Origin of the sequence: Moorena sp. SIO3H5, assembly GCF_010692395.1 — a bacterium.
Classification (GTDB): Bacteria; Cyanobacteriota; Cyanobacteriia; order Cyanobacteriales; family Coleofasciculaceae; genus Moorena.
In genome coordinates this window covers 1-12,837 of the sequence record NZ_JAAHHS010000220.1, presented here as the reverse complement: position 1 = coordinate 12,837, position 12,837 = coordinate 1, and the positions used below count along the sequence as shown (strand labels likewise).

The following is a 12,837-nucleotide window of genomic DNA, read 5'->3' as shown; positions in this document are numbered from 1 at the left end:
TGCAGCAATTGTATCAAAGCGAGGCTCGCTATCGCGCTATTGTTGAAGATCAAACCGAACTGATTTGTCGTTTCCGTCCTGATGGAACTCTTACCTTTGTCAATGGTGCCTACTGTCGCTATTTCAGCAAATCAGAGGAACAGTTGATTGGGCAACGGTTTTTGCCATTGATTCCCGATGAGGATCTCAAAAAGCTAGAAAAGTGTATTACTTCTCTAAGGCCCGAGAATCCGGTAGAAACGGTTGAACACCGGGTGATTATGCCCACAGGAGAGATTCGCTGGCAGCAGTGGAGCGATCGTGCCATCTTTAACGAACAGGGTCAATTAATTGAGCTCCAGGCAGTAGGACGGGACATCACTGAACACAAGCACGCAGACGAGGAACTTTTGCAAAAGTCTCAGGCCCTGGAAACTTTCAGTAACAACCTCAAACACTTACATCGGCTGAATACCACCAATTACCAAAACTTTGAGCTGCTGTATGCCGACTACCTGGAGACGGGTTGTGAAATTTTAGGAATGCCCACTGGCATTATAAGTCAAGTACACCTGAATTCCTATACCATCCTGTCAGTCAGGTCTGATTTAGAAGGGTTAGTCTCTGGCTCAGAGTTTGAATTAAAAGATACCTATTGTGCTGTTGTCGTTCGGGAAAAAAAGACCATTGCCTATACTCATGTAGGTGACATAGCACTGATGCACGCTCATCCAGTCTACCAAACTCTAAAACTTGAGTCCTATATCGGGACTCCTATATTTGTCTATGGTGAAGTCTACGGCTCCCTGAATTTTTCTTCAACCCAGATCAGAGAAAGGGATTTCCAGCCTCACGAACGGGAAATTGTAGAATTAATGGCTCAAAGTCTTGGTCGATTGATTGCAGCTCATCAAGCAGAAATAGAGCGCCAACAGGCAGAAGCTGCACTGCTGGAGAGTGAATCGACCCTGCGTAGTTTCTTCAACAGTTCCGCACTATTGATGGGAGTTGTGGAACTTTTGGAAGATGACATCCTGCATATTTCTGATAATAACAGTACGGCGGATTTTTTCGGGACTACACCAGAGGCCATGCAGAATCGGTTAGCCAGTGAGCTGGGGGCACCCAAAACTCATATCCGTCGCTGGATTACCCATTACCGAGAAAGCCAACAAAGGAATCAACCCATTTCCTTCGAGTATGATCACACCACTGAAACCGATACCCGGTGGTTATGCGCCACTGTATGCCCAATTCCTGACACAACCACTGTTCGCCCCCGATTTTCCTATGTGGTGGATGATATTAGTGAGCGCAAGCTAGCAGAGCAAGAACTCCAGCGCCAAAATCAGCGGACGCAATTGTTTTCAGAAATTACCCTGAAAATCCGCCAGTATCTACAACTGGATCAGATTTTGCAAACGGCGGTTACAGAAGTGCAACAATTTCTCACGGCTGACCGAGTTGTACTCTTCCAACTGACTTTTGATGGCTGGGGAAAAGTGGTTCAAGAAGCCGTAGTACCGGGTTGGCCAATCATGCTCGGACAAAGCATCGAAGATCCTTGCTTTCATGAAGAGTACCTAGACCAGTATCGTCAGGGAAGGGTTAGCAACATCTGTGACATAGAAAACTCTAATATCGAACCTTGCCATGTCGAAATGCTGCAACAGTTTGGGGTAAAAGCTAACCTAGTGGTGCCAATTCAGCAACAAGACAAACTTTGGGGTTTGTTGATTGCCCATCAGTGCGCCAATCCACGACAATGGACTAACTTTGAGAGTGAATTGTTGCAACAACTGGCCGACCAAATTGGTATTGCCTTAGCCCAAGCCCAGCTTTTAGGAACAGAAACCCGTCAGCGTCAGGAACTTGCCCGTTCTAATGCGGAACTGCAACAGTTTGCTTATGTAGCATCCCACGATCTGCAAGAACCCCTGCGCAAGATTCGGGCATTTGGCGATCGCCTTCAGACCAGGTATCATGAACAGTTAACGGATCAGGGGCAAGACTACTTGATACGGATGCAGAATGCCGCAGAACGGATGCAGGTGTTAATCAATGACTTGCTTAGCCTTTCCCGGGTGACCACTAAGGCCAGACCTTTGGTTGCTACTGATCTAGCTCAAGTGGTGCAAGAAGTACTCTCTGATTTAGAACTACGTATCCAGCAATCTGGTGGCGTAGTGGAAGTCGGTGAACTACATACTATTGAAGCTGATCCCCTGCAAATGCGTCAACTTTTGCAAAACCTGATCACTAACGGACTTAAATTCCGAGCAGAACAAAGAGGTAACCTCGTTAAAATTTATAGTCAACTGCTTCAGGAAAGTGTTCCTTTAAGTTATGGAGGCACCACCGTTAATGAGCGTTGTCAGATTATAGTTGAAGACAATGGTATTGGCTTTGAACCCAGGTATAGCGATCGCATTTTCCAAACCTTTCAACGGCTCCATGGTCGTAGCGAGTATGAAGGAACCGGTATCGGTCTAGCTATCTGCCGTAGGATTGTTGAGCGCCATAATGGTAGCATCATGGCAGAGAGCACACCAGGACAGGGGGCTACGTTTATTGTTACGGTGCCAATTAAACAAAGTTGAAGATTGAACGCGCACGCGTGGCCATTCGCGCAGCGTGGCCTACTGCCTTAAGGCCAAGATTAAAGGTTTAAGGTTTAAGGTTTAAGGTTTAAAGTTGAAGGTTTAAGATTTAAGATTAAAGGTTTAAGGTTTAAGGGTAAACGTTAAATAATGAAAACATACTAGTAGTTGAGTGAGTAATCAATAAAATACTTCCAATTTACCCCTTTATACTTCATAATTCCTTCATGATTACTTTATAATTTCTTTATAATTTTTGGTCGAGGAGATAATGCTTAGTGAATGAAAGCCGAAATCCCGTGGTAATTTTAATGGCAGATGATGATCCGGATGATTGTCTGTTGGCAAGGGAGGCTCTCTTAGAGAGTAAGTTGACCAATGAGCTATACTTTGTCAGTGATGGCGAGGAATTGATGGATTATCTCTATCACCGTGGTAAACACAGGCAGGTGAGTAGATCCCCTCGTCCAAGTTTAATCCTACTGGATTTAAATATGCCGAAAAAAGATGGTCGTGAGGCCCTCAGAGAAATTAGAGCTGATCCTAATCTACGAGTTATACCAGTCGTGGTGCTGACTACTTCAAAGGCTGAAGAAGATATTTATCACAGTTATAACTTAGGAGCAAATTCTTTCATCGTTAAGCCTGTCACCTATAGTTCCCTAATTGAGGTGATGCAAACGTTAAAAAAGTACTGGTTGGACATTGCCGAATTGCCCCCAGAAGGGAATAGATTGCCCTAACATACTACCATGAGTAAATGCTCACAACCGAAACCTGAAAGTCCTGTTATTTCTAGTTTACCACTAAAGACTGATCCACTCAGGACTATATCCAAAACTGACCCTGATCAATCGTCCTTGAGCACAAACCTGGCAAATTCCTTACCCTTTTCAGAACTCAGAACTCTCGACTCTCCACTAATTTCCTTCGATTTTTCTGGTGCCAGACCAATGTACAACCCTTTGGTTAACGTATTACTCGTTGATGATGACGAAGATGACTATATATTAACTCGTGATTTACTGTCGGAAAACCGGAGGGCTATATTTTCCTTGACTTGGGTGGCAACCTATGCTAAAGGCTTAGAAATGATTGGTCATAACCACCATGATGTTTATCTACTGGACTACCGTCTTGGTGAGCATAATGGACTTGAACTCTTGCGTGAAGCCATTGCCAGGGGGTGTACAGCACCGATTATTCTCCTAACTGCTCAGGGAGACCATGAGGTTGACATGGAAGCGATGAAAGCTGGGGCAGCCGATTACCTAGATAAGAGTCAGCTCAGAGCACCTTTACTAGAGCGTTCCATCCGCTATGCCCTTGAGCGCCAGCAAGCACAACAAAAAATTCGGGAACAAGCAGCGTTGTTGGATGTGGCAACGGATGCCATACTGGTTCGGGCTCTAGACAATACTATCTCATTTTGGAATAAAGGGGCAGAGTCTCTATACGGTTGGCAGGCAGCAGAAGTTATTGGAAAAAAAGAGCATCTACTGTTGTACCAACAAGCACCAGCTGAGCTAGCCGAGGCAGACCAAAGTGTTGCCAAAACAGGGGAGTGGTATGGTGAATTGAACCAAGTCACCAAAGATGGCAAAGAAATTATTGTTGAAAGTCGCTGGACTTTGGTGCAAAATCCTCAGGGACAGGCTAAATCAATCTTGATTGTCAATACTGATATCACTGAGAAGAAACAACTCGAAACCCAGTTTCTCCACGCTCAGCGCATGGAGAGTATTGGTACCTTAGCTGGGGGGATTGCCCATGATTTGAACAACTTATTAGCTCCTATTCTAATGTCCGCTCAACTGTTGCAGCTTAAAATCTCAGATCAGCGGCATTTGCAACTCCTAAAAACTGTAGAGAATAATGCTAGACGGGGTGCTGGTTTAGTTAAGCAAGTTTTATCGTTTGCTCGGGGTGTTACAGGTCAACCAACGGTTTTACAAGTTAGGCATTTGATTCGGGAAATTCGCCACATTATTCAAGAAACATTTCCGAGATCGATTGAACTGTCTACGGATATCGACCCTAATCTTTGGTCTGTATCTGGGGATGCCACACAACTGCACCAAGTGTTGATGAACCTCTGCATCAATGCTCGTGATGCTATGGTTGATGGTGGAACCTTGACATTATCTGCCCAAAATATTTTTTTAGATCGAAACTATGCCAGGATGCATATTGATGCCGATGTCGGTTCCTACATTGTGGTGACTGTTGCTGATACTGGCATTGGTATTCCCCTGAAAATACAGCCGAGAATTTTCGAGCCATTTTTCACTACTAAAGAAATCGGTCAAGGGACAGGACTGGGTTTGTCTACGGTCAGAGGTATTGTTAAAAGTCACAGCGGTTTTGTGAATGTGTATAGTGAAGTGGGGGTAGGTACTCACTTTAAAGTATATTTGCCTGCAGTAGAATACTCCCCAATTCCTGCCGAGGAAGAACTAGAACTACCCACAGGAAACGGTGAGTTGATTTTAGTGGTGGATGACGAAGCCGCTATTGGTGAGATTACCAAGACGTCCTTAGAAAACTATGGCTATAGGGTGATAAGTAGCAGGGATGGTAGGGAAGCGATCGCACTCTATAGGCAACATCAGGACGATATTAGCTTGGTGCTGATGGATATGATGATGCCGGTTATGGATGGACCAACAACCATCCTTCGATTGCGAGACATTAACTCCGAGATCAAAATTATTGGCATCAGTGGGTTGCCTGTCAGCGATAAAGTCGATGCGGCGGCTGAAGCTGGGGTTAAGACCTTTTTGTCAAAACCTTACACCGCTAAGGAATTATTGCAAGCTATTGAACGTGTGCTTAAAGGTCGTTAATTATGATATATAAGTTCTCAATTTGGTGAGTAGAAAGTTCTCGGTTTTAGGGAACAGGGAACAGGGAACAGGGAACAGGGAGCAGGGAGCAGGAATAATAAATACTTATTAACCTTTACTTCGACTTCTATAATTGTTAATTGTTGATTTTAGTTGTTATTTTTAATAATTAAAAGAATTAAGTTTAATTGCCATTTGCCATTTTCTATTTTCCATTTGCATAGCTTTTCCCTTTCATACTAAGTTGCGGTCAAAGATACAACTTTCTATTCCCCCAATCTCCCAATCTCCCAATCTCCCAATCTCCCAATCTCCCTATTCAAGCAATCTACTCTCTTTGAATGCAACTCGGTATAAAACTTGACTAAAACGTGACGATTACAGGGGCATGGTCGCTAGGTTTCTCTAGTTTTCTCGGTTCTATGTCAATGGTACAACTAATCCCTTGATTGTAAAGATTGGGGGTTAGGTAGATATGGTCAATGCGCCAACCCCTATTACCACGAAAGGCACGGGTGCGATAGTCCCACCAACTAAAATTACCCCCTTCTTTGGTAAATTTGCGAAAGGCATCTGCTAAACCTAGGTCTAAGACAGATTGTAGGGCAAGACGTTCTACTGGGGACGCCATGATATGCTTTTCTTTGCCTTTAGGATCATGGATATCCAGGTCTTCTAGGGCAATATTAAAGTCCCCACATACACAAAGTTCATAGGACTGTTGTTCTAGGATACTGTGTAAATAGTCCCGCAGTATCTTCAGCCAACGTAGCTTGTAGTCATACTTCTCACTGTTCACCGAAGACCCATTGGGAACATAGAGGTTAACAATGCGGACCCCATCTACTGTAGCGCTAATCACTCGCTTTTGTTCATCTAAGTCCCCGACCTGAGCTGTATCCAAGACCGCAGCAAAGCCAGTACTTACGTCTGTGGCTGGTTTCCGGCTAAAGATGGCTACACCGTTATAGGATTTTTGCCCAGAAATATAAAGGTAATACCCCAATTCTTCAAAAAGCGATCGCGGAAACTGGGCATCCACTACTTTAGTTTCTTGCAGGCAAAGCACATCTACTTGGGTTCGTTGCAACCAATCTATTACTTGAGCTTGGCGACTCCGAATTGAGTTGACGTTCCAGGTAGCGATTTTCATTAGTCCTACAGGTGATTATATTTAGTCGAGAACATACAGCAACTACCTTTACTCCAGCATTGGGGAGCAGGATATATATGCCTTCCACTCAGACATCAAAACCAGAGTACCATAGCTTTAAACAGGCTAGTGTAGCGGTCAATAAAGAGATATCACGTCGGACATATTACAGTAAACCCCTTCAACTAAATTGAAGGGGTTGGTTACAGTTTTTGATAACAGTTGATTAGGAGCTCGACGTCTTTTTGAGTAATCGATAATCGCGCTTTGGGTAAATTATCATATTACCTGTTACCTCGTAACTTGGCCCTGTATAAATTGGTGTTCTGCCACCAACCTCGCTAACTCAGGCAACAAAGCCAAGTTACGAGGTCGCTGGAGACGATAGACACTACACTGATTGGCAAGCTGAGCGCACTGAAGAAGATGGCATGCTTTCTCAGAGTCAAATAAACTGTTTAGACAGGAGTGATGGGATAGTTCCATCACCGCCTCCTGACGTTTCAGACGCTTAATACTCAACTGTGAACCTGAAACCAGTACATAGATGCACCGGATTGGTAGTAGCGCTTCGGTAAAATCCTGATTTAACCTATAGCCAGGTTTATTTAACTTCGCTATCAGCAGACCAAGCTTATCCTGGTCATATCCCAAAACCTTAGCTACTTCTCGACTTAGTTTAATTTGAGGAAAGCTAGAAGCAACTTTCGCTGTCCCCTGATCCAATGTCACAGGTGCAACATCATCAGTGATGATTCTGTATCCCTGAGTATGGAGTGCAGCAGCAATTGAAGACTTACCCTCACCAGAATTACCCAAGAAAACAACCGCACCACCATTAATATTGACTACACTGGCATGTAGCACCAATAATCCTCGCTGATAGAGCAGAATCGCCATCACAGTTCCCACTAGAGCCGTTTGAATGCGGCTCAGCGAGGCTTCTGCTGCAGGAATGATCGTAATCCTGTTTCCCCCCTGTACCAGAAACAGCCCTGTGTCTTTAAGATAAATCACCGCCTCCTCTGGACTCAACTGCAAAGCCATCGGCTGCTGGATAACTTCCTTTGGAATGTAGTCACTGATTTTGCGATTCGGCGTTCGCGTTTGGCCTACGGCTGAGGCCGTACTGTAATCATTACTGTGAATGTGAATCGTAACATCACACTCTACTTCTGCTGGGATAAACTTTGGGATTGGTAGCGCCGAGTGGATTCCCAAACCATAAGCAACATAAGAAAACAGCTTTTGCTTTTTGCCACCCAAAACTTTGAAATCGACTAATTGGCTGTCAATTTCGGAAATATCGCCAACTGAACACTTAGAGATTGTGCCATCCAAACTCATAATTAATTTCTCAAATAACTATTGCGCGTAGATGCAATTGTAAGAAACTGATACAGTAGTTTCTTGACTCCCCTTGATCAGCTATTCCAATTCAGAAATTCCCCTGGCATCCGTTGCTTAAGCCTAATTGTAGGGGCGCAAGGCTTGCGCCCTCACTATATGTAGTTAAGTTGCGGTGCGACCCGTGGCGAATTTAATTACGGGTCAAGCGCACCGTTTAGCTATTAAGGTTTATTAATTAGCTTTTTAAGCTGACAATAAAGCAGCCTTATGGTTTAGGGATTTATCGTTAAATTTGACTAGTTGACAACCCAATAATTTGCCACAACTATCAAAGTAAGGACTTACCCAATAAAAATCTAATACCAAGTATTTGAGATTTTAATGATACCCCTAATTTTCCCTTGATAAGGAAAAATTGTGAGGGTTATTATAAGTGATTTTACAGTTACTACTGATTCTAAATACCATTCTAAATTTTGATTCACAGTCCATGGCTCATGAATCTAATGGCAGATTCTACCCTGAGTAGCATTTAGACTGTCTTAAACGGATTCAGATTGATAATTTGAGCGCTTCAAATTAATTAAAATGTATCCTAATTAATCGGTTTTTTTTCACGACTACCTAAAATTTTAATAAAACTTAAATTTTCTGACAAAAAAATATCTCTAAAAATTTTAGTAATTATTATAAAATTTACAAATGATTTGTAAACTCATATGGTTATTTTTACTATAAAAAAATCTGTATTCCTTACTACTGTGACCAGATACCGACTTTCCTGTTCCCTAAAGGGTTTAATTCTATGTTCACATCTCAAATGGAAATGCTATTGTATTAGCTAGGGAGTAGGGAAGTAAGCTGTTCAGCATTTAGATTGGGATACCTAAATTGCTCAAAGGGAACAGGGAACAGGGAACAGGGAACAGGAAAAAACCAATTTAAATGCGCATCAGCTTAAGAAGGTAAGCAGTCAGCGCTCAGCGCTCAGCGGTCAGCTTATTTTATTCAAAAGCACCGATTGCGCTACGCCCACGCTGCGCGAACAGTACCGTGGCACAGGCTTTGGCCTTGGCCAAAAGGCCACGCGGGGCGCGTTTGGCCACGCTGTGCGAACGACCCTGGGACGCATAAGCTGATAGCTGATAGCTGATAGCTGATAGCTGATAGCTGATAGCTAATAGCTGTTCGCGTAGCGTGCGCGTAGCGCTTTTGCTAAATGCTTACCTTCAAGTTAGCGATAATTTTTAGCCTGAGTTTCAAACAAATGGGCATAAGTACCATCTAACTGCATCAGTTCCGCATGGGTACCGCTTTCTACAATTGAACCTTGGTCCATCACATAGATCCGGTCAGCCATTTTTACAGTAGATAAGCGATGGGTGATCAGAATAGCAGCTTGATCTTCGATCAGTTCACGAAATTTCATAAACACCTCGTATTCTGCCTTAGGATCCATAGCAGAGGTAGGTTCATCTAATACAATCACCTGAGAGTCTCGTAGAAAAGCTCGTGCTAAGGCTATTTTCTGCCATTGACCAATACTAAGTTCTTCCCCTTGGTCAAATAATTTCCCCAGCATAGTATTATACCCTTGGGGTAAACTAGTGATAACATCATCAGCACCAGAACGACGAGCAGCATCAATAATCGTTTCGTGATCTCGTGGTAAATCAATGTCCGCTAACCAGATATTTTCCTTAGCTGTGAAATTATATTTAGCGTAGTCTTGGAAAATCACACTGATTTGGCGGCGTAAGTCAGCTATTTTAAAATTGCGGATATCAATCCCATCAATGGTGATGCTGCCAGCGGTTGGATCGTACAAACGACACAATAGTTTAATTAAGGTTGTTTTACCGGAACCGTTTTCTCCTACTAGGGCGATAGTTTCCCCTGGTCGCACCGTCAGATTAATGTTTGTAAGTGCCTTACGAGTTGTAGTACCGTATTGGAAACTAACATGATCGAAAACAATACCACCGCTCATGGAGTTGGGAATTGGTTTGGGATACGTTGGTTCAACAACGTTAGGTTTTAGATCCAGAAATTCGTAGAGGTTAGCTAAGAATAAATTATCTTCATAAAGACCAGATATACTAGTTAGTAACGCTCGAATATTATTTTGTCCCCGCTGCAACGCTTGGTGATACAGCACTAAATCTCCTAAGCGCAAATCTCCATAAACAGTTTGATAGACAATAAAGCCATAGACAGAAAAGATTAACATTCCTGCAACGGCTTGAGCACCGAAGTTAGCAAAGGAGCGTCCAGTGGCAATGGCTACTTTTTCTTTATAGAGTTGCTCTCGGATGCGACGATACCAGTCAGTAAAGAAAACCCCTAAATCAAACAAGCGAATTTCTTTAGCAAACTGGTCTGAGGTTAGCATATAACCCAAATACATGGATTGCCGTTCCATCGGTGTTTTTTTGCGCTGCCAACGATAAATAACCCGAGAGTATTTTACCCGCACCACCATCGCGGGTATGGCAGCAATAAATAAAATTCCAGCAATTCCCCAATGGAGGGAGAGTAATAAACTCACCATCGCTAACAAGGAAATACTATTTTGAGCTATCTGTGTGAGACGATTGAGGACTCGGGGCGGTCGGTAGGGCGCTTCTTGTTGAGCTCTTTGTAATGTATCGTAGTATAGGGCATTTTCGTAGTACTCTAAGTCAGCTTCTAGGGATTTATCATGAATAATCCCTTGCATGTAGTCAGTCACTCGCTGAGAATGAGCAGTATTGACTACTTCACCTAACGAGTTCAAAAGAGTAGTGACAAGTGTAACTGTACCGGCTAAGATTAGGAAAAGTAAAACATCACGAAAGACTGCTTCTTTATCAGCATTAAGTAATCCGTCAGTTACTGTGTCAATTATTAGTTTAGTAAGATAAATTGATAGTAGAGGTAATATCCCCTGAACCAGCAAAAGTCCTACGCGAGCTCCTGTCAAAAAGGGACTGCTTTGCCAGACTAGACGCAGTGCAGGCAAAAGGCGTAATGTTTGCTGGATTTTTGTTTTTAAGGTTTTGCCTGCTCCCATTTTTTGTGTTAAAGTTTAGAGGTTACAAGTCTAGTGTTGAGGGTATCGTTTTTACTACGATCAGAAGTAGTTAGTTCTTCGATATCTTTCTCCACCAAAGCCACTAGATCAGGAAGTTCCATTAGATTAGGCTTTCTGGTGAAGCGGCTAATAGATACAGTCTTGATGAGACTGGCGCACTGACGCAGATGAGTACTGACACAGTCTGGAGCGATTAGCACATCTACATCACGGCTATGACGGACTAGTTCAGGGAAAGCTTGTTGAGGCGTTAGCTTGGTAATCTGATGTTGGTCTCCCTTGGCTAATACATAGAGCCGCTTCAGGGGTACAGCAGTGCGTTGAAACCCATCAGTGAATGTGTAGGAAAGCTTTGGGGCGTTTGGGTAAAGAGGTGGTAAGTTCTTTGAATTGTGTCCTAGAGAATCCGCTGCTGATGGCCAAAGTTTAATCTGAGGGAAGCTAGGAATAATCAAAGGATAACCGTCATCAAGGTTGACAGGCATGACATCATCAGTTATTACTTGATAACCCTTCCGATGAAACGCTCCTGCTAAGGTGGATTTACCCCAGCCTGACCCACCCATGAATGCGATCGCTTGATTGTTGACCACAATGCTGCTAGCATGGAGTACTAACAATCCCCGCTGTCGTAGCACCACAGACATACAAGCTCCAAGGATGTTAGGGCTGAGCTTGGAGTTGTCCGCTCCTGTCACAGGTTCAATCGTAATCTCTCGCCCATCTTCAATTAAAACCTTTGCTTTGCCATGCAATTCCCCAAGGACACGGTTGCTCCAATTGGCTGTTTCTGGAGGAAGATGACTCAATTTCCCGAAACGTATGATCACATCAGGGGGTCCATCAGACTCCATCAGCTCGGGTAAGGGGATCTCTGAGTGAATACAAAGGTTGTAGGCCGTATAGATGTACATAATTGATACTTAGGAGCAGGTTAAACTTGATCGGAGAACTTGATAGCAGAAAACGCGTCCCCTAACTCTACTCAAGACCCTTCTGCTGAGTCAGTGTTGCAGGACTAACGAGTTGGGGGATCATCTTGCTAGTAGTAGATAATTTAGTAGTAGATAATTTATTAGTAGATAATGCCTTTATCGCCTTTGGTAATAGCGCTACTGATATTGATTACTCAGAATTACCAGTAGTAATTGTGTTACTGTAGTTTGAACGGTTCACAATCACCATTGAAAATCAGCACATCGGCAATCTTGCCAGGTCCAATGATTTCGGTGATTTCTTAAATGGTGCTGTGAACAATAATCTTTGGAGTAGCGTAGCTCTTTTCCATGGTGTTTTCCTTTTGCTGACGCTAGCTTAAGGTAGTGACACCCTGAGGAAAGACTATAGATTAATTAGCATCACCAGTAGTAATCCTGTTACTGTTGTTTGAACAGATCACAATTACCATTGTTATCGCAGTCTAGGCTGTATGAGTGATCTGATATAGCTTGGGGATTAGCCACATCACCATTGAAAATCAGGACATCTAACGAACCATCAGGTCCAGCGATTTGGGTGAGCTGCTCAATGGTGCCGTGAACAATCATCTCTGGAGTAGCGTAGCTCTTTTCCATGGTGTTACTTTCCTTTTGCTGAGGGTAGCTTAAGGTAGTCACACCCTGATTTTAACTATAGATTATTCACTATTACTAGTAGTAATCCTGTTATGGTAGTTGGAACGGAGCACAATTACCATTGTTATCGCAGTCCAGGCTGCTGGAATCATCTGATGTAGCCGCTGGATTAGCCAAATCACCATTGAAAATTAGGACATCTGCAATGCGATAAGGTCTAGTGATTTCGGTTAGTTCTACAATAGAACCGTGAAGAATCATT

At 43.2% G+C, this 12,837-nt stretch carries 9 protein-coding genes; 4 read left to right on the top strand and 5 right to left on the bottom strand.

Annotated features, from left to right (window positions below; genetic code table 11):
* The 3 genes from F6K52_RS21785 to F6K52_RS21775 all read left to right on the top strand — a co-directional run.
* Positions 1-2,579 (top strand): GAF domain-containing protein (locus F6K52_RS21785; protein WP_293082500.1); only part of this gene is annotated, 2,579 nt, incomplete at its 5' end.
* A gap of 278 nt (positions 2,580-2,857) precedes the next feature.
* Positions 2,858-3,322 carry a response regulator gene (locus F6K52_RS21780; RefSeq protein ID WP_364419010.1) on the top strand — a complete coding sequence of 155 codons (465 nt, stop codon included), beginning with the start codon at positions 2,858-2,860 and terminating at the stop codon, positions 3,320-3,322.
* A gap of 9 nt (positions 3,323-3,331) precedes the next feature.
* Entirely contained in the window at positions 3,332-5,425 is a 2,094-nt protein-coding gene (locus F6K52_RS21775) for a response regulator (protein ID WP_293082497.1), read from the top strand.
* Between the two features lie 364 nt (positions 5,426-5,789).
* Here F6K52_RS21775 and xth read toward each other — a convergent pair whose 3' ends face one another.
* The 4 genes from xth to F6K52_RS21755 form a co-directional block, all read right to left on the bottom strand.
* The gene (xth, locus tag F6K52_RS21770) at positions 5,790-6,578 is read right to left on the bottom strand and encodes an exodeoxyribonuclease III (RefSeq protein ID WP_293082494.1); all 789 of its coding nucleotides are present in this window, start codon (positions 6,576-6,578) and stop codon (positions 5,790-5,792) included.
* A 291-nt stretch (positions 6,579-6,869) separates the two neighbouring features.
* Positions 6,870-7,925, bottom strand: a complete 1,056-nt coding sequence (locus tag F6K52_RS21765; RefSeq protein WP_293082491.1) for a hypothetical protein — start codon at positions 7,923-7,925, stop codon at positions 6,870-6,872.
* A 1,237-nt stretch (positions 7,926-9,162) separates the two neighbouring features.
* Positions 9,163-10,980: an ABC transporter ATP-binding protein gene (locus tag F6K52_RS21760; RefSeq protein ID WP_293082488.1), complete on the bottom strand. Its 1,818-nt coding sequence runs from the start codon at positions 10,978-10,980 to the stop codon at positions 9,163-9,165.
* A gap of 8 nt (positions 10,981-10,988) precedes the next feature.
* On the bottom strand, positions 10,989-11,915 hold the full coding sequence (locus tag F6K52_RS21755) for a hypothetical protein (RefSeq protein ID WP_293082485.1): 927 nt from the start codon (positions 11,913-11,915) through the stop codon (positions 10,989-10,991).
* Positions 11,916-12,040: 125 nt separating this feature from the next.
* Here F6K52_RS21755 and F6K52_RS21750 point away from each other — a divergent pair, with 125 nt between their 5' ends.
* Complete coding sequence (locus F6K52_RS21750) at positions 12,041-12,163, top strand: hypothetical protein (protein ID WP_293082482.1); 123 nt, start codon at positions 12,041-12,043, stop codon at positions 12,161-12,163.
* 214 nt (positions 12,164-12,377) lie between these two features.
* Here F6K52_RS21750 and F6K52_RS21745 read toward each other — a convergent pair whose 3' ends face one another.
* Positions 12,378-12,575, bottom strand: a complete 198-nt coding sequence (locus tag F6K52_RS21745; protein ID WP_293082479.1) for a lasso peptide — start codon at positions 12,573-12,575, stop codon at positions 12,378-12,380.
* Positions 12,576-12,837 lie beyond the last annotated feature (262 nt).